At 35.9% G+C, this 21,913-nt stretch carries 24 protein-coding genes and 1 pseudogene; 20 read left to right on the top strand and 5 right to left on the bottom strand.

Features of this window, described 5'->3' with window-relative positions:
* Positions 1-10: 10 nt before the first annotated feature.
* The 14 genes and pseudogenes from GTO83_RS05885 (at position 11) to tagD (ending at position 13,529) form a co-directional block, all read left to right on the top strand.
* Complete coding sequence (locus GTO83_RS05885; RefSeq protein ID WP_180869641.1) at positions 11-769, top strand: CpsD/CapB family tyrosine-protein kinase; 759 nt, start codon at positions 11-13, stop codon at positions 767-769.
* Between the two features lie 9 nt (positions 770-778).
* The gene (locus tag GTO83_RS05880; RefSeq protein WP_180869639.1) at positions 779-1,552 is read left to right on the top strand and encodes a tyrosine-protein phosphatase; all 774 of its coding nucleotides are present in this window, start codon (positions 779-781) and stop codon (positions 1,550-1,552) included.
* A gap of 132 nt (positions 1,553-1,684) precedes the next feature.
* Complete coding sequence (locus GTO83_RS05875; protein WP_255463096.1) at positions 1,685-2,329, top strand: sugar transferase; 645 nt, start codon at positions 1,685-1,687, stop codon at positions 2,327-2,329.
* Positions 2,330-2,442: 113 nt separating this feature from the next.
* Positions 2,443-3,885, top strand: a pseudogene (locus GTO83_RS05870) (flippase).
* Between the two features lie 13 nt (positions 3,886-3,898).
* Positions 3,899-5,017, top strand: a complete 1,119-nt coding sequence (gene glf / locus GTO83_RS05865) for a UDP-galactopyranose mutase (RefSeq protein WP_180869638.1) — start codon at positions 3,899-3,901, stop codon at positions 5,015-5,017.
* Complete coding sequence (locus tag GTO83_RS05860; protein ID WP_180869636.1) at positions 5,017-5,898, top strand: beta-1,6-N-acetylglucosaminyltransferase; 882 nt, start codon at positions 5,017-5,019, stop codon at positions 5,896-5,898. Before glf ends, GTO83_RS05860 begins: the two co-directional genes overlap by 1 nt.
* 10 nt (positions 5,899-5,908) lie before the next feature.
* Complete coding sequence (gene galU, locus GTO83_RS05855; protein ID WP_180869634.1) at positions 5,909-6,790, top strand: UTP--glucose-1-phosphate uridylyltransferase GalU; 882 nt, start codon at positions 5,909-5,911, stop codon at positions 6,788-6,790.
* A gap of 48 nt (positions 6,791-6,838) precedes the next feature.
* Positions 6,839-7,609 (top strand): DUF4422 domain-containing protein, encoded by a 771-nt coding sequence (locus GTO83_RS05850; protein WP_180872141.1) that lies wholly within the window; start codon positions 6,839-6,841, stop codon positions 7,607-7,609.
* 14 nt (positions 7,610-7,623) lie between these two features.
* Positions 7,624-8,745 carry a CDP-glycerol glycerophosphotransferase family protein gene (locus tag GTO83_RS05845; protein ID WP_180869632.1) on the top strand — a complete coding sequence of 374 codons (1,122 nt, stop codon included), beginning with the start codon at positions 7,624-7,626 and terminating at the stop codon, positions 8,743-8,745.
* Entirely contained in the window at positions 8,738-9,718 is a 981-nt protein-coding gene (locus tag GTO83_RS05840; RefSeq protein WP_180869631.1) for a capsular polysaccharide synthesis protein, read from the top strand. The genes GTO83_RS05845 and GTO83_RS05840 overlap by 8 nt, the downstream gene beginning before the upstream one ends.
* A 10-nt stretch (positions 9,719-9,728) precedes the next feature.
* Positions 9,729-10,844: a glycosyltransferase gene (locus GTO83_RS05835; RefSeq protein WP_180869629.1), complete on the top strand. Its 1,116-nt coding sequence runs from the start codon at positions 9,729-9,731 to the stop codon at positions 10,842-10,844.
* A gap of 19 nt (positions 10,845-10,863) precedes the next feature.
* A complete protein-coding gene (locus GTO83_RS05830; protein WP_180869627.1) occupies positions 10,864-11,763 on the top strand; it encodes a glycosyltransferase family 2 protein in 900 nt (299 codons plus the stop codon).
* Positions 11,764-11,780: 17 nt separating this feature from the next.
* Complete coding sequence (locus GTO83_RS05825) at positions 11,781-13,031, top strand: hypothetical protein (protein ID WP_180869626.1); 1,251 nt, start codon at positions 11,781-11,783, stop codon at positions 13,029-13,031.
* Positions 13,032-13,079: 48 nt separating this feature from the next.
* Positions 13,080-13,529 (top strand): glycerol-3-phosphate cytidylyltransferase, encoded by a 450-nt coding sequence (tagD, locus tag GTO83_RS05820; RefSeq protein ID WP_180869624.1) that lies wholly within the window; start codon positions 13,080-13,082, stop codon positions 13,527-13,529.
* 461 nt (positions 13,530-13,990) lie between these two features.
* Here tagD and GTO83_RS05815 read toward each other — a convergent pair whose 3' ends face one another.
* Complete coding sequence (locus GTO83_RS05815; protein WP_370524348.1) at positions 13,991-14,434, bottom strand: transposase; 444 nt, start codon at positions 14,432-14,434, stop codon at positions 13,991-13,993.
* A gap of 102 nt (positions 14,435-14,536) precedes the next feature.
* On the opposite strand from GTO83_RS05815, the gene GTO83_RS05810 reads away from it, so the two are divergent.
* From GTO83_RS05810 to GTO83_RS05800, 3 genes are all read left to right on the top strand, one after another.
* Positions 14,537-14,725, top strand: a complete 189-nt coding sequence (locus tag GTO83_RS05810; protein ID WP_056994980.1) for a hypothetical protein — start codon at positions 14,537-14,539, stop codon at positions 14,723-14,725.
* On the top strand, positions 14,715-15,071 hold the full coding sequence (gene tnpB / locus GTO83_RS05805) for an IS66 family insertion sequence element accessory protein TnpB (RefSeq protein WP_180869620.1): 357 nt from the start codon (positions 14,715-14,717) through the stop codon (positions 15,069-15,071). The genes GTO83_RS05810 and tnpB (GTO83_RS05805) overlap by 11 nt, the downstream gene beginning before the upstream one ends.
* 68 nt (positions 15,072-15,139) lie before the next feature.
* Positions 15,140-16,696, top strand: coding sequence for an IS66 family transposase (locus GTO83_RS05800; protein ID WP_180869618.1), 1,557 nt, complete (start codon positions 15,140-15,142; stop codon positions 16,694-16,696).
* Positions 16,697-16,759: 63 nt separating this feature from the next.
* On the opposite strand, the gene GTO83_RS05795 is transcribed toward GTO83_RS05800, so the two are convergent.
* The 4 genes from GTO83_RS05795 to GTO83_RS05780 form a co-directional block, all read right to left on the bottom strand.
* Positions 16,760-17,671: an IS66 family transposase gene (locus GTO83_RS05795; protein ID WP_180869616.1), complete on the bottom strand. Its 912-nt coding sequence runs from the start codon at positions 17,669-17,671 to the stop codon at positions 16,760-16,762.
* A 62-nt stretch (positions 17,672-17,733) separates the two neighbouring features.
* Entirely contained in the window at positions 17,734-17,877 is a 144-nt protein-coding gene (locus GTO83_RS05790) for a hypothetical protein (protein WP_180869615.1), read from the bottom strand.
* A gap of 68 nt (positions 17,878-17,945) precedes the next feature.
* On the bottom strand, positions 17,946-18,302 hold the full coding sequence (gene tnpB, locus GTO83_RS05785) for an IS66 family insertion sequence element accessory protein TnpB (RefSeq protein ID WP_180869613.1): 357 nt from the start codon (positions 18,300-18,302) through the stop codon (positions 17,946-17,948).
* Entirely contained in the window at positions 18,292-18,480 is a 189-nt protein-coding gene (locus tag GTO83_RS05780; protein WP_180869612.1) for a hypothetical protein, read from the bottom strand. The genes tnpB (GTO83_RS05785) and GTO83_RS05780 overlap by 11 nt, the downstream gene beginning before the upstream one ends.
* A 188-nt stretch (positions 18,481-18,668) precedes the next feature.
* Here GTO83_RS05780 and GTO83_RS05775 point away from each other — a divergent pair, with 188 nt between their 5' ends.
* From GTO83_RS05775 to GTO83_RS05765, 3 genes are all read left to right on the top strand, one after another.
* Complete coding sequence (locus GTO83_RS05775; RefSeq protein WP_180869610.1) at positions 18,669-20,036, top strand: ISL3 family transposase; 1,368 nt, start codon at positions 18,669-18,671, stop codon at positions 20,034-20,036.
* 319 nt (positions 20,037-20,355) lie between these two features.
* On the top strand, positions 20,356-21,042 hold the full coding sequence (locus GTO83_RS05770; protein WP_180869608.1) for a hypothetical protein: 687 nt from the start codon (positions 20,356-20,358) through the stop codon (positions 21,040-21,042).
* A gap of 2 nt (positions 21,043-21,044) precedes the next feature.
* The gene (locus tag GTO83_RS05765) at positions 21,045-21,524 is read left to right on the top strand and encodes an NUDIX hydrolase (protein ID WP_180869606.1); all 480 of its coding nucleotides are present in this window, start codon (positions 21,045-21,047) and stop codon (positions 21,522-21,524) included.
* The last annotated feature ends 389 nt before the right edge of the window (positions 21,525-21,913 follow it).

Raw genomic sequence — 21,913 nt, 5'->3', positions numbered from 1 at the left:
AGGGGAAGAAATGAGTTTATTTAAACGGCATAAAGGTCGTGGCACCACGGCTACCATGGAAAACGGGGCCATGCTAATCACGGTGGCGGACCCGAAAAACCCGGTTTCCGAACAATTCCGGACTGTCCGGACGAATATTCATTTTATGAGTGTGGATGAGCCCTTAAAGTTAGTGGCCTTTACTTCCTCAAATGTCAGTGAAGGGAAGTCAACGGTTACGGCCAACGTGGCGATTACCTGGGCCCAAGAGGGGAAAAAGGTGTTACTGATTGACGCTGATTTGCGGCGGTCAACCTTACATGCCACCTTTAACCTGAGTAATGCCTCCGGCTTAACGACCATTTTAACGAGCAGTGCGAGTGAATTAGACCTCAATTCGGTGATTCAAGATAGTGGGATCGATAATCTTAGTGTGGTTACCGCTGGGCCAACCCCACCAAACCCAAGTGAATTATTGAATTCTAAACGGATGACGGCCTTTCTGGACGCTATCAAGCCAATCTACGATGTAATTGTCTTGGATGTCCCACCGTTACTTGAAGTTACTGATACCCAAGCCTTATCTGGTCATCTGGATGGGGTAATTTTAGTTGTGCGGGCCGGAGTCACCCAAAAGGCCGCCGTTGCCCGGGCGGTTGAGATGTTAAAGATCTCTAAAGCACGGTTACTCGGTTACGTGATGAACGATGTTGATAGTAGTGATGCCGGTTATGGTTACGGGTATGGCTATGGTTACGGGTACGGTTATGGCAGTGACAACAAAAAATAGGAGCGGGGCATGGGACTGATTGATCTACATTGTCATTTATTACCAGGAGTTGATGATGGTTCACCGGACCTAGCAACGTCATTAAAGTTAGCAGAAGATGCGGTGAATGACGGGGTTAGCTATGCGGTGGTTACCCCGCACCATTTAAATGGCCGTTATGTGAACCATAAAGCGGCGGTACTCAAAGCGACCGATGAATTTCAGAAGGCTTTAAGGGAAGCAAAGATCCCCCTCACCGTGTTTGCTGGCCAAGAAGTGCGGGTAAGTGGTCGGGTGATGTCGGCGTATGAAGCTGATGATCTCCTGTACTGTGATGCGAGTGGTAAATACCTCCTGCTTGAAATGCCAAGTGATGAGGTTCCCGCCTTTGCTAAACAATTAGTGTTTGAGCTCCAACAACGAGGGGTGACCCCGGTGATCGTGCATCCGGAGCGCAACAAGCAGTTGTTAGCTCATCCGGAACAAATAGTCGATTTCTTGCAGCGGGGTTGCTTAACGCAATTAACAGCAAGTAGTTACCTTGGAACTTTTGGAAAAGAGATCGAAAAAGTTACCACGCGACTGATTGAAGCTGGCCAAGGTACCATTTTAGCTTCGGATGCCCATGCCTTATCGCATCGTGAATACGAACTGGGTGAGGGAATTGCTAAGCTAGAAAAACAATTTGGTAAGCAAGTTGCCGATCAGTATCAAGCCAATGCAAAGGCTTTAATTAACGGTGATAATGTACAGATGAATTGGCAGCCGTTAAAAAAGAAGAAAAAGTTTTTTGGGTTGTTCTAAAAAAAAGGGGGGGGTAGTTTTGACCTTTGAATTCCAAGGTTACTATCTTGCTCCTTTTACAGTCTATATAAGTATTAGGATAAAGTGAGATTAGGCTTACCAGAACTAGATAAATTTAGGGAGTAATTAAGATTGGTTAAGGACAATTATGAACACATACAACTACATGTAAGTGATGGATACTTACTGATAAAGCGGACATTTGATATTATGGCGAGCTTAATTGCTTTAATAATTTTAATTATTCCCTTTGTTATTGTTTCTATCTGTATCATAATGGATGATTTTGGTAGTCCAATTTATAGTCAAATCCGGGTAGGTAAAAACGGCAAACGTTTTCGGATGTATAAATTCCGTTCGATGGTCAAAAATGCAGATGCAATTAAGCAGAAATTAATAGAACAAAACGAAATTGAAGGAGCCATGTTTAAGATGAAGGAAGACCCCCGCGTTACCCGGGTGGGGCGCTTTATCCGAAAACATAGTATTGATGAATTGCCACAACTTTGGAATGTTTTATGTGGCCATATGAGTATCGTGGGGCCACGACCGCCACTACCAGAAGAAGTGGCAAAGTATACGGACTATGATAAGCAACGGTTACTGGTTGAACCTGGCTGTACCGGTTTATGGCAAGTAACCTCTCGCAATGATGTAGACTTTGCCGGCATGGTGGATCTTGATCTGGAATACATTGAGAAACAGAGCCTAAAGTTAGATTTGTGGATCATGTTTAAGACAGTTGCGATTATTTTTAAACCCAATGGCGCTTATTAAATTTTTATAAGGGTGAATTATAAGTTTCAAAATTTGTTGGCTGTTTCAGTAACTTATGACTAACTATATAGTGATCATAGGTGTTAATTTGTTTAGGTAAGCAGGAGATTCTCATGAAAGTTGTTCGTAACTATTTGTATAATGCTGGTTATCAGATATTGGCTTTGATTGTTCCTCTAGTAACTTATTACTATATAAGTAGAACGTTGAGTCCTGAAGGTGTGGGAGCTAACGCTTTTACAAATTCTATTATTCAGTATTTCATATTGTTTGCAAATCTAGGAATTGCCTTTTATGGAAATCGAGAAGTTGCTTATGTTCGTGACAATAAAGCAAAATTATCAATTACATTTTTTGAAATTCAAATTGTAAAAACATTAATGACAATTTTGTCTTATTTGTTTTTTATTATTTTTATGAATTTCTATACACGTAATTCATCGTATATGTGGGCACAGTCTTTGAATTTGATTGCTGTCGCTTTTGATATTTCTTGGTTCTACCAAGGATTAGAAGATTTCAAAAAGACGGTTCTTCGAAACACTTTTGTAAAAATAATTTCAGTTATTGCAATCTTTATCTTTATTAAAAGCGAAAGTGATGTTGCAAAGTATATTATCCTCCTGGCACTATCAACGTTATTGGGGAATTTAACCTTGTGACCTAGTTTGAGAAAAAACATCAGTATCTCATATATAAGGATTAAATCTTTAAATCCTTGGAGGCATTTTTTCCCAATGGGTGCTATGTTTATTCCTCAAATTGCAACGCAAGTATATGTACAGTTAACAAAAACAATGTTAGGTGCAATTGTAGGAGAAGAGGCATCAGGGTTTTATCAATATTCTGATGGATTTGTTAAGATAGTTTTGGCATTGGTAACAGCAACAGGTACTGTAATGTTACCTCATGTTTCAAATGCAATCTCAAATGGTAACATGAAAGTTGTTAACAATATGCTATATAAGTCCTTCGATTTTGTCTCAGCAATTGCTTTCCCGATGGCTTTTGGACTAGCTGGGGTTTCGCTAACTTTAGCTCCAATTTATTATGGATTGGCTTATAAACCCGTTGGATTAGCGATGCTCATAGAATCTATTACTATTATTTTAATTGGTTGGAGTAATGTAATTGGAATTCAATATCTACTTCCAACAAATAGAGTTAAAAGTTATACCGCTTCAGTAACACTTGGGGCGATTGTGAACATTATTTTTAATGTTCCATTCATTCATCTTTGGGGATTAAACGGTGCAATGTTTTCAACTGTTTTATCAGAATTAACAGTCATTTTTTATCAATTATGGTCCGTAAAAAAATTATTAAATTTCAAAATTTTGTTCAAGGATTCTTGGAAATATCTAGTTGGTAGTGTAGTCATGTTTTCAGTAGTCTTTTATATGAACATTCATTATTCTCAGAATTGGTTGATGCTTATTTCTGAAGTCCTTATTGGTGTAATTATATACTTCATGTCATTGTTGTTATTAAAACCAAGGGTTTTTCAAAATGGATTAGAGATATTAAACAATCTTAAACATGATCGTAGATTTTAAGGAGATAATTATCATGGAAAAATATGACTATTTAATAGTTGGTGCCGGTCTCTTCGGGGCCACTTTTGCTTATGAAGCTGCTAAGCGAGGTAAGCGTGTCAAAGTAATTGAAAAGCGGGACCACATCGCGGGTAACATCTATACTAAAGAAGAATATGGAATTCAAGTACACCAATATGGGGCACATATTTTCCATACCTCAAATAAAGAAATTTGGGACTATGTAAATCAATTTGCAGAGTTTAACCGCTATACCAACTCTCCAATTGCTAATTATAAGGGCGAAATTTACAATCTTCCCTTTAATATGAACACCTTTAGTAAGATGTGGGGGGTTAAAACCCCAGCCGAAGCACAAGCGAAGATTGATGAACAACGGCAAGAAATGGCTGGCAAGCAACCGGCTAACCTTGAAGAACAAGCAATTTCTTTGATTGGCCGGGACATCTACGAAAAGTTGGTTAAGGGTTATACTGAAAAACAATGGGGCCAAAAGGCCACCGACTTACCAGCTTTCATTATTCGGCGGTTACCAGTTCGATTGACTTATGATAACAACTATTTCAACGATCTCTACCAGGGGATCCCGGTTGGGGGGTATACCCAAATCGTTGAAAAGATGCTTGCTAGTGATCTGATTGACGTTGAAACCGGCGTGGATTACTTTGATCACCAGGCAGAATACGAGGCTGAATTTCCAAAGATTGTCTTTACTGGGATGATTGATCAATACTTTGGTTACCAATTGGGTGAACTCCAATACCGGAGCTTACGTTTTGAAACTGAAGTTTTAGATGAAGATAACCATCAAGGGAATGCCGTAGTTAACTATACGGATGCGGAAACCCCATATACCCGGATCATTGAACACAAGCATTTTGAGTTTGGTAAGGGTGACCAAGGGAAAACCGTAATTACTAAAGAATATCCGGCTGATTGGCAACGGGGGGACGAACCTTATTACCCAGTTAACAACGCGACTAACAATAGTCTGTACAAACAATACGCTAAGTTAGCCACTGAAACCAAACCAAATGTAATTTTTGGTGGTCGTCTCGGACAATATCGTTACTATGATATGGATCAAGTCTTGCATGCGGCCTTAGTAACGGTGGCAAGGGAGTTGTCTTAATGCGTAGACATGCTTATTTAATAATTGCAAATCGAAACCCTAAACAATTAACTAAACTCCTCAAGGCTTTGGATGACTGTAGAAATGATATCTTTGTTATGATAGACAAAAAATCCAAAGATATTTTCGAAAAAGTTAAATTGAATTTTTCTAGTTTAACGTATTTAAAGCCAATTAATATTTTTTGGGGTGATGTATCTCAAATTCAGGCTGAATTAAATTTATTTGAAGAATCTTTAAATGCTAAGAGAGGGTATGAATATTATCATTTACTTTCTGGACTTGATTTGCCGTTAGCAAGTCAAAACGAAATTCATAATTTTTTTCAAAAACATAGTGGTAAGGAGTTTATTGCTTATTCATCAATGGTTTCGACAGAAGATTTGGCAAATAGACTGAAAAAACATCATTTTACAAAAACTTTTCGAACAAAAAGTAGATTAGTAAGACTGTATCATAAAATTGATAATAAATTTTTATTATTTTTACCTAGTCATAATGTACCACATCTTGTGTTTGCTTCGAATTGGGTTTCACTCGAAGGTGAATTAGTCAGTGAGCTTATTAAAAACAAGGAAGAAATATTAAAAAGATATAAGAATTCTCTTTGTGCAGATGAATTGTTTATTCCTATTTTCATAGAGGAACATCCTAAATTTAAAGAAAAGGTATTTTACAAAAAAACTTTGCATGATAGTCCATATGAATTTCAAGGAAACTTGAGATATATTAATTGGTGGGATGGTACTCCTTATACTTGGCATTTAAGAGATTATCATAAATTAATTGAGGCAAAAAAAAGAGGACATTTATTTGCTCGAAAATTTGATGAGACAGTTGATTCTGAAATTATTGACAAAATTATAGAATATATAGAATAGTGAGTATAATATGAAACGAGTACGTAAAGCTATTATTCCAGCCGCGGGGCTGGGCACCCGTTTCCTACCTGCTACAAAGGCATTGGCAAAGGAAATGTTACCAATTGTTGATAAGCCAACAATCCAATTTATCGTTGAAGAAGCCCGGAAGTCTGGGATTGAAGATATTGTGGTCGTTGATGGAAAGAATAAGCGCTCCATCGAAGATCACTTTGATTCTAACCCTGAATTGGAAGACAACTTACGTTCTAAGCATAAGGATGAAATGTTAAAGTTGGTTGAAGAAACTACCGACATCAACATTTACTTTATTCGGCAATCTCACCCACGTGGCTTAGGGGATGCTGTTTTGACGGCCCGGGCTTTCATCGGTGATGAACCATTTGTTGTTATGTTAGGGGATGACCTTAATAACATTAATGGCAATGGGAATCCATTGACAAAGGAATTGATTGATAGCTACGAAGAAACGGGAGCTTCTACGCTTGCTGTTATGCGGGTTCCACATGAAGATACGGCTAAGTATGGGGTTATTAACCCAAGCGAAGAAGTTAAGCCAGGTCTTTATAACGTAACGAGTTTCGTTGAAAAACCAGATCCAAAGGATGCGCCTTCTGACCTCGCGATTATTGGGCGGTATGTCTTTACGCCAGAAATCTTTGACGTTTTGGAAAAGACGAAGCCTGGTAAGGGGAACGAAATTCAATTAACAGATGCGATTAACACCTTGAATCGGACGCAACGGGTCTTTGCCCACGAATACAAGGGAGACCGTTACGATACTGGTAACAAGTTCGGTTGGCTTCAAACTAACATTGAATACGGTTTGAATCACCCACAAACCAAAGATGAGTTGCGGACTTACATCAAGAAATTGTGTAGAAAAATATAACTTTATTATGATGTGAGTTACTTAACTATAATAAAAGGGATGAGGAAAATTAATACAGTGATTTTAATTGCGGCCCATAAGAAAGTGCAGTTACCAAATAAAGAAGGTTATCTACCAGTATTGGTCGGAGCAGATAAGAATTATCGTGCTGATATTGATTATCAACCCGATAATGATGGTAATAATATTTCATCAAAAAATCCAAATTATAATGAATTGACAGCAGTTTATTGGGCATGGAAAAACTTAAGTGCTGATGCAATTGGTTTAGTACACTATCGTAGATTTTTCTTTAGTTCTAGACCCTATAGCATAGAAAATGTAATTGATATTAACAGGATAAATAAATTACTTGAGACAAATGATGTAATCCTCCCCAAAATACGACATTATTATATTGAAAACAACGAGAATCATTATATTCATGCTCATGAGCAAGAACCATTGGAATTAACAAGGAAAATTATAAATAGAAATTATCCCGATTATGAATTAGCATTTGAAAAAGTAATGAAGAAAACAAGTGCTCATATGTTTAATATGTTTGTAATGAAAAAAGAAGCATTTAATTCATATTGCACTTTTGTTTTTAGTGTTCTAGAGGAACTAGAGAACCAGTTAGATATTTCGATGTATTCTCCACAAGAACAACGAGTATATGGATACATTGCGGAATTATTAATGGATGTGTGGATCAATAGTAACGATATTACTTATACTGAGTTACCATGGGGTCAAATAGGACCAAGTAAGTTCTTTAATAAAGCAATTGCAATGGTTATGCGGAAAATCGGAATTAAAACAAAAACACATTTTTAGAAAGCTAAAATAAGATGAAAAAAATAATTAGTGAAAGTAAATTAATGACTAAATTGTATATTGTTGTTGGAACAGTAGTGTATACTTTTCTAAGTTTAATTATTCCGACTAATGACAAATTAATATTGTTCTCAAGCTTTTCTGGTAGGCAGTTTAGTGATAGCCCACGAAAAATATATGAATCATTAATTGAGGATGATAGATTCAATGATTATAGATTGGTTTGGGTTCTTAATAATCCTACAAAGTATTCGAATTTGGATGTTGTAAAAAATGGATCTTTAGCATACTATTTAACATTATTTAGGGCTAAATACTGGATTGCAAATACGAGTATCGAGAGGTTAATACCGGTAAAAGGAAAGAAGCATGTATATATTAATACATGGCATGGAATACCATTTAAAAAGTTAGGTGTGGATCAAGGTAATCTTAAATTGGTTGTTTTGAATTGGTATAATAAGGCTAAATTTGACCTTCTTTTTTCATGTTCACAGTATGATCGTGATATTTTTAAACGTATTTTTCCAAGTGCTAAAAAAATAATTAATGTTGATTTACCAAGAAACAATTACAAAAAAATCACTGATAAAGAGAAGCACAAATTACAAGTTAAATATGGTATTGATCCAAAAAAGAAAACAATCCTGTATGCACCGACATTTAGAGATTATTCGACTGCATTTATTTCTAATAAGGTAATTCAAACACTTCTTACGTTATCCCAAAATTATAATATTTTAGTACGTGAGCACTATTTTTCTTCTTTTAATTTACCAAAGTCAATTAGGAATGTTTCTAATATCAACGAACTTGAAGAGTTAATGGATGTATCGGATTTATTAATTTCTGATTATTCAAGTATTATTTTTGATTATGCTTTACAACATAAGCCAATCTACCTTTATATGTATGATAGAGATACGTATGAAGAAGTACGTGGCTTCTATTTAAAACCAACTGATTTAGGATTACCCTTTGCTACTAATGGTAATGATTTAGTGAATTTAATAGAGAATATTGAGACTTATGACATGGACGTAATTGAAAAAATTTGTAAAACTTATCATTCAGAGAATCAATCAATTCAGATTACAAAAATTAAGATCTTAAGTGGTGGTAAAAGTTATGTCTAAATTTAACAAAGCCAAAGTTTATATCAAGAAGGCAAGAAAAAATGTTAAATATTTTGGTATAAATTTAGTAATTAGTCAGATTTTAGCGAAAATTATACCACATATTGTTCCTCAGAGTTTTGGTTGGCTTTATACTCCATTGGTTAAAAAAAATTATCGTAACATTTCAAGATATCTTTTAAAAAGGTATTTCAGTGTAATCGAAAAATGGCAAGAAGTGAATTTCACAAACAATGAAGATGTACCTAAGGTCATTTATACGATGTGGTTGCAAGGAATTGATGAAGCTCCAATTTTAGTTAAGAAATGTATAAATTCAATAAAAAAACAAAACCCAGGTTATAAAATTGTTATATTAGACGATCAAAATATCCTTGATTATGTAAAAATTCCCGAATTTATAATTAATGATTATCGAACTGGTAAATTACAGGCCGCGCATTTAGCTGATGTTGTTAGAGTGAATCTACTATTTCAGAATGGTGGAATTTGGATGGATGCAACTGATTTTTGTATTAATTCTTTACCAGATGAACTTATAAAGTATCCTTTCTATACCGTCAAAAGGAAACCATTACAATACGGAATGACAATGGTCAATGGACGATGGTATACGTTTTTTCTTTCTTCAAAGAAAGGTAATCCTATGTTTGGCTTTTTAAGTAATTTTTTTGAAGTCTATTATAGAAATGAAGAAGCTGCGATCGATTACCTGTTAATTGACTATAGTATTGACTTGGCTATGAAATACATTCCATTAGTTCAGAAAGAATGGGAAAAAATACCATATAATAATGAAAATGTATTTAAATTGGAGAAAAAATTTAATTTCCCAATTAAATCCACGATAATTGAGGACATAAAGTCTTCAGAGGTCTTTTTTTTTAAACTTTCAAATAGGGATGAGCATATTACAGAGATCAAAGGTAAAAGCACTGTTTATGGTGGTTGGTTAACTAATAAATTAAAATAGGGGTTCTATTTTGAAAAAGAATATATTTATTGTAGTGAGAAAACTGGTTAAGTCTGGTGGCCTATCCAACTATGTCTACTCAACATATACGAAACTAATGGATAAGGCACCAGAGGGCGTTCAAATTCATTTTGTGATAGAAGATTATCAAAATGATTATATTAATGAACTCAAGAAAACAAAAATAAAAGTTCATTATATACATCCGTTTACACATAATCCATTTGCTTTTATTAAAGATTGGAACGATCTGTTTAAAATTAATCAAATTGATATAATTCATTTTCATATTGATAATTTGGTTTTATTTTATCCTATATGGAAAGCAAAAAAACAAAGAATTAGAGAGGTCATCATTCAGTCACATAATTCCTTTAACAAGGATGTAGAAAATAGCTTAGTCAAGCGTACACTGAATGAATTTGCAAAAAGACATGTACAGGATTGGGCAACAAATCTTTTAGCGGTTTCTGATCAAGCTGGAGAATGGTTATATGGGAAAAAGACTCGATTTACTGTGATTAAAAATCCGGTTGATTTAACGAGTTTTTTTTACTCTGATAAACTGCGGAATGAATATCGTATTAAACTAGGTATAACTAGTGAATTTACTTTAATTGGTCATGTTGGACGATTGACGGAACAAAAAAATCAATTTTTTTTACTAAAAGTTTTCAAAAAATATTTGGAGAATCATTCGAAATCGTTACTTATTTTAATTGGTGATGGTGAAGAAAAGTCAAATATTGAGAAAAAAATAAAACTTTTGGGAATTCAAGATAGTGTTAAGTTATTGGGAAGAAGAACCGATGTCAATGGGTTTTTAAATGCAATGGATTGTATGGTATTTCCTTCATTATATGAAGGCTTACCTTTGACGTTGCTTGAAGCTCAAGCAACTGGTTTGCCAATTGTCTATTCTAGTACAATAACTAGTGATATCGAAATCCTTACAACAACTCGAAGCTTAGAATTAAACACTTCTACTGAAAAATGGGCAGCTAAGATTAATAGTTTAGTAAATAAAGTAGATCGGAGTAAGGCAAAACAAAAAGTTGTTAACAGTGGATACGATTATAAATCACTTTTAGCAACACTAATTGATCTATATGAGATAAAAAGATAAGATGATAAAGAGGTTGAGTATGGAAAATAGAGTAGATGCGATTGTAGTAACTTACAATCGGTTAGACGAGTTAAAGAAATGTCTTGATGCGCTTTTTAAACAAACATACACTTTGAACAAGATAATTGTTGTAGACAATAATTCAGATGATGGTACTTATGAGTATTTAATGGAGCTCAATAATGAGCATACCGAAATTTTTATTAAAAAACTTGAACAAAATTTAGGTGGTGCTGGAGGGTTTAACCAGGGACTAAAAGAGTTCGTTAAGGATAAAAATGCTAATTATGCTTGGGTCATGGATAGCGATACATTACCTAAAACCACTGCTTTAGAAAAAATGATTGCTAAATCTGATTTGGAGAACATTGGCTTTTTATGTAGTAATGTTAGGTGGGTAGACGGCTCGCCAGCAGTTATGAATATTCCACGACCAGCTAAGAATTGGAATTATTTTGTTACACAAGGTGCTACGTTAGTACAGTCTGCATCTTTTGTTTCTATGATGTTCCCCAAAAAAGTTATTAAGAAGGTAGGATATCCAATTACTGACTTTTTTATTTGGGGGGATGATGTAGAGTTTAGTAGACGGATAAGGCAGGCCGGATATAATGGTTTTATGATTAGTGATTCAATTGTAACTCATGATATTAAGCAAAATATAGGTACTAGCATTGAGGATGAGTTAGCAAAAAATCGTTTGAATCGATACTATTTCGGTTCAAGAAATAGTATGTTTATCGCTAAAAAGTATCTTGGAATGCGTGGGATTTTAAAGACTATCGTTCGGCAGACGATTATACAACCAATTAATATAATAAGGAAATCAAAGTGTTATAAGTTATATAAGATTATTATTCTTTATAAAGGTACTTTTGCAGGATTTAAATTTAATCCGAAGATTGAAAATATTAATTAATCTTCTAGGTGTTACTTATGAAAAGTAAAGGATTATTTAAAGCTTATTCTTATGCTTTAGCAATTTTAATTTTAGTTGATTTTAATACTATATATGGTCTAGAAAAAATAGGCTCTGTTTCTGTTTCAACGGTAGTAACCATACTCTTTGCAGCAATTGGGTTAATAGAGCTTTTCACTGAAAATCTTTTTAAATATATGTCGATAAATCATATAATCTTTATTGTTGTGACTTTCTTTTGTTCTCTTTTATTAATTTTCTTGCATTCAACAACCGTTTATTTTGTTATTAAGTATTATATATCAATTTTAGTCCTTTTAGAAAATACGCTATTAGTTCCAAAGAGAAATAGCGATATCTTCTTAAAATCAATAATTAATATTGCTGTTTTAATAGCTTGTGTTTCATTATTTTTTTGGCTTTTTGGTTCAATTTTGCATCTAATTGGTCCTTCAGGAACAATTTATTCAAATTGGAGTAAAGTGAGTGTCAATAGTTATCATAACATATATTATGAAACACAATTAACTAATATCAGTGGATTGTTTGGTAGAACGATTTTTAGAAATTCAGGAATCTTTACTGAGGGACCTGTTGCTGCAGCTTTCTATGCTTATATTTATATTTTACAGTATAATCATATAAATATAAAATATTGGAAAAAAATTATAATAATTGTTGCGATGTTGACAACCTTAACTGGGACTGGCTTTGTCAGCATTGGATTTATAGTTTTATCTAATATCTTAATAAAAATGACAAAGAAAAAAAGAAGATTATTAGATTTTTCACTTTTTACGTTAAGTATGTTTATCTTATTGATATTAGCGGCTTTTTTGCGAAAATTTATTGCTTTAAAATTGGTAGCAAATTCAGGACAGTTACGATCTGATGATATTAGAGCAACTTTAGATACATTCTCCCAGAATTTCATTTCCGGGGTAGGTATAGGAAATACACAGCCAATAATTGATAACATGGCTCCATGGCGGTTCATGGGATATTTCTGGCAAACTGGGTTGTCAAGTGGTCTCTTTGTATTTCTTGCAGAGGGTGGTTTACTTTTGGCTATTCCATTTGTAGTTAGCTTAATTATTGGTTTCTTCAGAAAAGTAAAATTATTTCCAATACAGACGGTATTTCAGTATTCTATGTTTATTTATCTAATTATCAATAACATATCATTTTATCAAAATTTGGTAATACTTGTATATATTTTAGTGATTACTAAATGGCCACAAGATAATTTCATAAAAGAATACGTATAATAGTTGATAAAGTTTACCGTATTTAAAAGATTAATAAAGGAGTTTAATATGAAAAGAGTAATTACTTATGGAACTTTTGATTTATTACATTATGGTCATATTAATCTTTTGCGACGTGCAAAAGAACTAGGAGATTATTTGATTGTTGCCTTATCAACTGATGAATTTAACTGGAATTCAAAGCATAAGAAAACTTATTTCTCTTATGAACAACGAAAACAATTACTTGAAGCAATTCGTTATGTTGATTTAGTTATTCCAGAAAAAAATTGGAATCAAAAGAAAAATGATATGAAAGAATATCATATAGATACCTTTGTAATTGGTGATGATTGGGCTGGAAAATTCGATTTTCTTACTGATGAGGATGTTAACGTTGTGTATCTACCTAGGACTGCAGAAATTAGTTCATCTAAGATAAAAAAAGATCTGTATGATGCAAATCAAGTAGAAGGGGGGTCACGGTTAAGTCATGAGGAATTGAATACTAATCCTTAGTTGTTAGCATATCTTCTGATGGGTGAAATAGAATGAAAAAGTAAAATTTCATGAATAGATTTTGGTAAGAGTGTTACTATTTTTAGGGATTTTTCTTTGGGCTAATATTAAAGGAAATCTCTCATCTTTATGAGAAATTTCTTTGGGATTAGTGACAATCTTTTGAAGACATATTATCCGATTTGTAAAACTAAGTTAAAAAAATCATTTGTGGAGGACTGGCACTATTGCATGTCGAATATACAGTTCAAATAGAAAAGGTACTGTACCCTGTCAAGTTGACAGATTAAATAATAAAGTTTAGAAGGCTAGGTGGGAATGAAGTACCCGGCCTTTTTTGTTAACAGAATTTGGGTCTACAATATTTGGTACTGATAGGAGTAAAATCGTAAGCGGTGAACAACTGCACGTATTGACAAAATAAAGAACGGACTAAGCGTTTCTTAGCCCGTTCTTTATTGCTATTTATGGCATGCTACTTGAACTTGTTTTGCCCAAGGCAAATAAGCCGTAAGATCCTCATCAATACGGTTAGGGAGATACTTAAACAGATATCTAAAATACTCCGCCACATCTAGGTCATTCTCTTTAGCTGTTTCAACTAAGGAATAATAGACCGCACAAGCTTTAGCTCCAGCTACTGACTGAGCGAATAAACTATTCTTGCGGATTATTGTTGAAAAACGAATTGATTGTTCAATGTCGTTATTACTTAATGGCACTTGACCATCTTCAAAAATCCGGTATACTCGCTGCTCCAATTTTAAGGTACTTTCAATGTGGGTCCGCAACTTATTATTTGTCTTGTGAACTACCTGTTTGAGGAATTCAAAGAATTCATCAACCGCAGGTTTTAAGCGTAATATCCGTTGCTTTAACTTCTCCTCCTTGGTTTCGTACTCCAGCTGCTGTTCAATCGTAAGCGGTGAATAACGACACGTCTATTAATCATATGGCTAACCCCCTATACTGAAGACATCAAATCTCAGTTAGGGGGTTATCTTTGTATGGAAGAAAAACAAGACATTGTAGAAACAATTTTCAAAAGTAAGGCCACACCGGCTACTAAACCGCTGAAACGATCTCATCGATCGATAGAATTAAACGTTAAACATATCCGCTTGACTCTTTTTCAAGGAGTCGACTCCGAATTAGCGGCAAAAATCATTACTACGGTGCTGGACCATGTTAGTTAATTGGACTGCCCCTGATCATGTTTACCTCGTTTGTGGTAAAACTGACCTTCGGAAAGGTATCGATGGTTTAGCAATGATCGTTGCAGAAAATTATGGGCTGGATATTTACGATAATTCACTATTTTTGTTCTGTGGAACACGGAGTGATCGCTTTAAGGGATTGTACTGGGATGGTGAAGGCTTCATTTTACTCTATAAAAGGTATGAAAATGGCCACCTTCTTTGGCCGCGTCATGGTCAAGAAGCTAAGTTACTGACAAGGAGACAAATTAAGGAATTACTAGTCGGGATAAACCCGATTCCACCACGGAGCGTGAGCCCCGCTAAGACGGGAATTTTCTATTAAATCAGGGCTTTTCTTACACCAAATTTTTGATATAATGCTGGAAGATCATATTAAGGAGGTGACGCACGATGACTCCAGCAGAAAAAGAAAATCAGGAATTGAAAGCTCGGTTAAAGAAGGCTTTGGAACGAAACGAAGAACTTGAAGAAATGGTCCGTCAACTGCAACGGATGATTTTTGGAAAAAAAACTGAAAAATTCGAGACCGTTGTAAAAGGACAAGGGTCTCTATTTGATGATGAACAGTTAGCTGCCTTAGTTGATAGTGATATCGACTTGACGGAGACTGAAGTAACTGAAATTGAAGTTATTGAAAAGAAAAAGGTAGTGCGTCACCAGGAACGAAAGAATTCTCAGGGACGGGCTGCTTTTTTGGACTCTTTACCACAAGTTGAGGAGCTCACCCCGCTCGAAGATACCCAATGTCCAACTTGTCAGCACGAAATGAACAAGATTGGTAAGCGAGTAAATAGTCGTGAAGTCGAACTTATTCCACCACAACTTCGTTGTATTAACCATTGTCAGGAAACTTATAAGTGTCAAGAATGCGAGAAGAAGACTGGCGAAACGGTAATTAAAAGTAGTAAAACACCACAATTATTACTCCCCCATAGCTTAGTATCTGGTAGTATTCTGGCTGAAGTAGCTAATTATAAGTTTAATCTGGCAGTACCAATTCATCGCCAAAAGAAGATTTGGGAACGGCTGGGATTGCCAGTAAATAAATCATCACTTGTCAGAAGTGTTATTTCAGTATCAGAGACGTACCTTGAACCACTGGTTAACCTAATGACAAAGGGAATTCGTAAAGAACCGGTGGTTCATATGGATGAGACACCGATAAAAGTACTTGATGAACCAAGTCAGAGGGGCTACCTCTGGGTGATTAGAACTACCAAAGAGTTCAGTAAATATCCAATTATCCAGTTTAACTATCGTCACGGCCGGAAAGGAAAGACGGTTGAGGAGTTAGTCGGTGATGATTACCGTGGAATTATCGAATGTGACGACTATGTCGCTTATAACGAAGATAAACACGAGCAGATAAAATTTGGAGCTTGTCTCGTCCACATTCGGCGGTGGTTTATTAACATCATCAAGGACAGTAGGAAAATACTGAAAAAGTCATTAGCAATTCAAATAGTAAAGAGGATTGGTAAGATCTTTGAAATTGAACAGCAGCTGGAGTACGAAACCAAGGAGGAGAAGTTAAAGCAACGGATATTACGCTTAAAACCTGCGGTTGATGAATTCTTTGAATTCCTCAAACAGGTAGTTCACAAGACAAATAATAAGTTGCGGACCCACATTGAAAGTACCTTAAAATTGGAGCAGCGAGTATATCGGATTTTTGAAGATGGTCAAGTGCCATTAAGTAATAACGACATTGAACAATCAATTCGTTTTTCAACAATAATCCGCAAGAATAGTTTATTCGCTCAGTCAGTAGCTGGAGCTAAAGCTTGTGCGGTCTATTATTCCTTAGTTGAAACAGCTAAAGAGAATAACCTAGATGTGGTGGAGTATTTTAGATATCTATTCAAGTATCTCCCTAACCGTATTGATGAGGATCTTACGGCTTATTTGCCTTGGGCAAAACAGGTTCAAGTAGCATGCCATAAATAGCAATAAAGAACGGGCTAAGAAATTGCTTAGTCCGTTCTTTATTTTGTCAATACGTGCAGTTGTTCACCGCTTACGTTCAATCTCAAAGATCTTACCGATCCTCTTCACTATTTGAATTGCTAATGACTTTTTCAGTATTTTCCTACTGTCCTTGATGATGTTAATAAACCACCGCCGAATGTGGACGAGACAAGCCCCAAATTTTATCTGCTCGTGTTTATCTTCGTTATAAGCAACATAGTCGTCACATTCGATAATTCCACGGTAATCATCACCGACTAACTCCTCAACCGTCTTTCCTTTCCGGCCGTGACGATAGTTAAACTGGATAATTGGATATTTACTGAACTCTTTGGTAGTTCTAATCACCCAGAGGTAGCCCCTCTGACTTGGTTCATCAAGTACTTTTATCGGTGTCTCATCCATATGAACCACCGGTTCTTTACGAATTTCCTTTGTCATTAGGTTAACCAGTGGTTCAAGGTACGTCTCTGATACTGAAATAACACTTCTGACAAGTGATGATTTATTTACTGGCAATCCCAGCCGTTCCCAAATCTTCTTTTGGCGATGAATTGGTACTGCCAGATTAAACTTATAATTAGCTACTTCAGCCAGAATACTACCAGATACTAAGCTATGGGGGAGTAATAATTGTGGTGTTTTACTACTTTTAATTACCGTTTCGCCAGTCTTCTTCTCGCATTCTTGACACTTATAAGTTTCCTGACAATGGTTAATACAACGAAGTTGTGGTGGAATAAGTTCGACTTCACGACTGTTTACTCGCTTACCAATCTTTTTCATTTCGTGCTGACAAGTTGGACATTGGGTATCTTCGAGCGGGGTGAGCTCCTCAATTTGTGGTAAAGAGTCCAAAAAAGCAGCCCGTCCCTGAGAATTCTTTCGTTCCTGGTGACGCACTACCTTTTTCTTTTCAATAACTTCAATTTCAGTTACTTCAGTCTCCGTCAAATCGATATCACTATCAACTAAGGCAGCTAACTGTTCATCATCAAATAGAGACCCTTGTCCTTTTACAACGGTCTCAAATTTTTCAGTTTTTTTCCAAAAATCATCCGTTGCAGTTGACGGACCATTTCTTCAAGTTCTTCGTTTCGTTCCAAAGCCTTCTTTAACCGAGCTTTCAATTCCTGATTTTCTTTTTCTGCTGGAGTCATCGTGCGTCACCTCCTTAATATGATCTTCCAGCATTATATCAAAAATTTGGTGTAAGAAAAGCCCTGATTTAATAGAAAATCCCCGGCTTAGCGGGGCTCACGCTCCGTGGTGGAATCGGGTTTATCCCGACTAGTAATTCCTTAATTTGTCTCCTTGTCAGTAACTTAGCTTCTTGACCATGACGCGGCCAAAGAAGGTGGCCATTTTCATACCTTTTATAGAGTAAAATGAAGCCTTCACCATCCCAGTACAATCCCTTAAAGCGATCACTCCGTGTTCCACAGAACAAAAATAGTGAATTATCGTAAATATCCAGTCCATAATTTTCTGCAACGATCATTGCCAAACCATCGATACCTTTCCGAAGGTCAGTTTTACCACAAACGAGGTAAACATGATCAGGGGCAGTCCAATTAACTAACATGGTCCAGCACCGTAGTAATGATTTTTGCCGCTAATTCGGAGTCGACTCCTTGAAAAAGAGTCAAGCGGATATGTTTAACGTTTAATTCTATCGATCGATGAGATCGTTTCAGCGGTTTAGTAGTCGGTGTTGCCTTACTTTTGAAAATTGTTTCTACAATGTCTTGTTTTTCTTCCATACAAAGATAACCCCCTAACTGAGATTTGATGTCTTCAGTATAGGGGGTTCGCCATGTGATTAATAGACGTGTCGTTATTCACCGCTTACGTAAAATCCTAACAGTACCAATTTTTGATTTAGGGGATTTTATGTATAAAAAAAGAAGACGGCTGTCCCCCGTCTCTTCAAAAAGAAAGGACCGTCTCCATGAATGAGTATATCAAAAATCTAACGGGATTAACAGACAACTTGATTAAATTTAGCCCCAAATTCAAGGATAGTGAGCGGATAAAGGTGATTCAAGCTGTCCCCAGCTCACAATCAGTTCACCATCAATTTGAACGAATGACGCACAATGAAGTTTACTTACGACAATCATATCCTTCAGCTTGTCCACATTGTGGGCGTTTAATGCGAAAGAATGGTTTTAAAACCGTTTATTTGAAAGGACTTGATATTGCGGGGTTGCCAACAATTCTAGTAGTTGAAAAGCAGAAATACATTTGTCCGCGACAGGAAGGGTGTCCCGTATTAACTACTGACCTTGCACGGATTCACGGAATTGATAAGAATCATCAGATTCTTGATAAAGTGAAACAACAGGCGCTTCTGGCCCTAACAGAAAAACGCTCCGTTAAAGATATTTCTGCCAACCTGCACATTTCCGAAGGAACAGTAAATCGGCTTTTCCCGCAACTAGCACCTCAGTTTAAGGCGAATTATAAATTTTTACCACCAGTAATTGCTTTTGATGACTTTAGTTCAGGTAAATTCGCCGCAACTCAAATGAGTATGGCACTGATGAACCCGCAAACACATGAATTACTGGATATTATTGAGTCAAGAAATAGCTACGCGCTTAGGAAGTATTTCTATCGGTATGACTTTCATGCCCGAGCCAAAGTCAAACTTGTCATTGTCGACTTGTATCAGCCATATCGGACGATTGTCCGTGATCTATTTCCCAATGCCCTTATTGTCGCCGACCGATTTCATATCATTGCCCAAGCATACCGGGCAGTAAATCAAATCCGGATTCAAACGATGAAGGCGGTTAAGGAGTCTAACCCTGCTTTATCAAGAGCGCTTAAGCGTTATTGGCGCTATGTGCTAAAAGATCGGACAGATCTTGATTGGCAAAGTTTCCGGCGCTACCGCGTCTTTGGCGGTGCACAGTTAACCGAAGTAGAATTAACTGATCGTTTAACAAATGCCAGTGAGGAACTTCTAGGAGCTTACAACTATTACCAAGCCTTACTTCACGCCATGCACAATCGTAGTATTAAGAGCTTAGAGGCACTATTAACGATAAAGTTGACTGCCTTACCACAACCTTTGTGCAAGACCCAAAGAACCTTACGTAACCATCAGAACGAAATTAAGCGTAGCTTTGAAACTTTCTACAGTAATGGTCCTCTCGAAGGAACTAATAACCTCATCAAAGTAATTAAACGTATCGCCTTTGGCTATCGAAGTTTCTACAACTTCCGTTTAAGAATTCTCTTAGTCGCCAAGAACCCGCATTTTAAGATTAAATTGAGGGACAAAAAAGGCCACCCACGTTGGGCAGCCTAAACTAGACCAATTTAGCCTTAAAAATTCTATCAGTACCAGTTGACGAAGAGCCCAGAATTTGAACATACGTTCTTTATGTGATAAACAAAAAACCAAGCTCTAGAAAACTGAAGGGAGCTTGGCATAGAAGGTTCAATTATGTGTGGAACCTCGAAACTATACATACATATTATGACATATTTTCAAAGGATTGTCACTAATGATTCTACAATATTTGGTACTGATGGGAAAGTGACATACTAGTTTTTGATTCTGTCAATACGTGCGGATACTTATCGCTTACAGTATAATTAAATGAAAGGCTTGGTGGTGAACAAAATTGACAGAAGATAAAAAATTATTTCTTGACTATCTCATGCAAGTATATGGTCAGTGTAATACTCATCTCTTGGAACAGGGGAAGAAACGGGACCAGGTAGTTTCATTTTATGTGGTTGTTCTTTCGTTTATTTTAACTAACCTTAACTACTTAAAGCGTGATTTTCTTGGGCGACCAACAGTATTAATTATTTATGCTACCTTGATGATTGCTGGCGGGATTGTAATTTTGATTTTAGCTGACTTACGTAGTTGGCATACCCAATATTTAGGAGCTATTTATACTATTAACTGGGCAATTGCTAATCAAAAACGCTTTGAAACCGTTGATGAGTTACAAGTTCAGATGAAAGCGATCATGGAAGATTCATTAAATGGCGGGGTTGAACATCGGAATAATCCCTGGATTCTTTTGCGGAAATACGCTTTTGGTTCCACTGATAATATGGTTTATACCGGTATTGTCTTTCTAGTCTGTTTACCGATTTTTGGTATTATTGGATACTTTAATTGGTCGCTACCCATTTCTGAACAGGTGTTAATTTTTTTAGTTGCCTTCTCACTAATTCTGTATGGATCACAAATTTACTTAGCGAAGAAGTTAAAGCAAGGCGAAACTTACAACACTTGGATTTTGAGTTTTGATTATAATGGTAAAGTTGGGAAAGATGGATCAAGAAGATTATAACGATGGATTGGAAAAATAATTATTATCAACTCACCGGAAGCAAAAGGGCTTTAAAGTTAACCCAGCTTACCGGTGGAGTTGTTATTTTACCTCGGTTTAATAATCAGTTTCTTTTACTAGAGCATCTACGAGTTGATGGACAAGTTCATTATGAGGTTCCTCGTGGCTTTACTGAGTTAAACGAGAAGTTTACTTTGGCGGCCCACCGCGAGTTAAACGAGGAGTTAAATTTACGACCGACAAAGTTAACTTTTTTGGGCGAAGTGATGCCAGATTCAGGTTTAATTGAATCTCATATTCGGTGTTATTTAGCTGATTTGGGCTCACTTAATGGTTTGGTCGTACAACGGTCGGAGCAGATCACTGGCTACAAATTATTTAGTTTGTCAGAGTTATTAATGTTAGTTAGAAACAATCAAATAGTTGATGGCTTTACTTTGAGTACAGTTTTGAAATATTTAGCGATTAAGGATGAAGACTAATAATTAGGCGCAAGTGGTAATTGGTCTAGGTATCGAGGGTGGTTTAAAAGTTACTAGATAATCGCCCTCTTTTTTGTTAGCCCAAAATGTAGGATTAAGCTTGCTATATTAGCTCGGAAAGTTGGAGAAGTAAGAAAGTAAGTTAGAAAATTTACATCGGAATTTAGTTAATCGGTATCTTAGTACAAGTACAAATTATTATTCCGACTATCATGATTTTACCAAGTAAACTTTTACCGACGGCAAAGAGAATTAGGAGAGTTTAGAAGGTGAAAAAAAGTCACTTGTTGACCACGATTTAGGCGTTGAGGTTGTTCTAAATTGTGCAGTAGTAGTTTAATGATGTGGGATTAGCAGTTATGATTCACTTACTTCAGTATATGCGTTAA

It is taken from the genome of Lactobacillus sp. 3B(2020) (assembly GCF_013487845.1).
Taxonomy (GTDB): domain Bacteria; phylum Bacillota; class Bacilli; order Lactobacillales; family Lactobacillaceae; genus Limosilactobacillus; species Limosilactobacillus alvi.
The sequence above is the reverse complement of the archived record's forward strand: the minus strand, read 5'-3'. Positions and strand labels throughout refer to the sequence as shown.

Coding starts and splice junctions, on each gene's coding strand:
- GTO83_RS05885 (WP_180869641.1), top strand. CDS start 11: ATGAGTTTATTTAAACGGCATAAAGGTCGTGGCACCACGGCTACCATG.
- GTO83_RS05880 (WP_180869639.1), top strand. CDS start 779: ATGGGACTGATTGATCTACATTGTCATTTATTACCAGGAGTTGATGAT.
- glf (WP_180869638.1), top strand. CDS start 3,899: ATGGAAAAATATGACTATTTAATAGTTGGTGCCGGTCTCTTCGGGGCC.
- GTO83_RS05860 (WP_180869636.1), top strand. CDS start 5,017: ATGCGTAGACATGCTTATTTAATAATTGCAAATCGAAACCCTAAACAA.
- galU (WP_180869634.1), top strand. CDS start 5,909: ATGAAACGAGTACGTAAAGCTATTATTCCAGCCGCGGGGCTGGGCACC.
- GTO83_RS05845 (WP_180869632.1), top strand. CDS start 7,624: ATGAAAAAAATAATTAGTGAAAGTAAATTAATGACTAAATTGTATATT.
- GTO83_RS05840 (WP_180869631.1), top strand. CDS start 8,738: ATGTCTAAATTTAACAAAGCCAAAGTTTATATCAAGAAGGCAAGAAAA.
- GTO83_RS05830 (WP_180869627.1), top strand. CDS start 10,864: ATGGAAAATAGAGTAGATGCGATTGTAGTAACTTACAATCGGTTAGAC.
- GTO83_RS05825 (WP_180869626.1), top strand. CDS start 11,781: ATGAAAAGTAAAGGATTATTTAAAGCTTATTCTTATGCTTTAGCAATT.
- tagD (WP_180869624.1), top strand. CDS start 13,080: ATGAAAAGAGTAATTACTTATGGAACTTTTGATTTATTACATTATGGT.
- GTO83_RS05810 (WP_056994980.1), top strand. CDS start 14,537: ATGGAAGAAAAACAAGACATTGTAGAAACAATTTTCAAAAGTAAGGCC.
- tnpB (WP_180869620.1), top strand. CDS start 14,715: ATGTTAGTTAATTGGACTGCCCCTGATCATGTTTACCTCGTTTGTGGT.
- GTO83_RS05800 (WP_180869618.1), top strand. CDS start 15,140: ATGACTCCAGCAGAAAAAGAAAATCAGGAATTGAAAGCTCGGTTAAAG.
- GTO83_RS05790 (WP_180869615.1), bottom strand. CDS start 17,877: ATGACTCCAGCAGAAAAAGAAAATCAGGAATTGAAAGCTCGGTTAAAG.
- tnpB (WP_180869613.1), bottom strand. CDS start 18,302: ATGTTAGTTAATTGGACTGCCCCTGATCATGTTTACCTCGTTTGTGGT.
- GTO83_RS05780 (WP_180869612.1), bottom strand. CDS start 18,480: ATGGAAGAAAAACAAGACATTGTAGAAACAATTTTCAAAAGTAAGGCA.
- GTO83_RS05775 (WP_180869610.1), top strand. CDS start 18,669: ATGAATGAGTATATCAAAAATCTAACGGGATTAACAGACAACTTGATT.
- GTO83_RS05765 (WP_180869606.1), top strand. CDS start 21,045: ATGGATTGGAAAAATAATTATTATCAACTCACCGGAAGCAAAAGGGCT.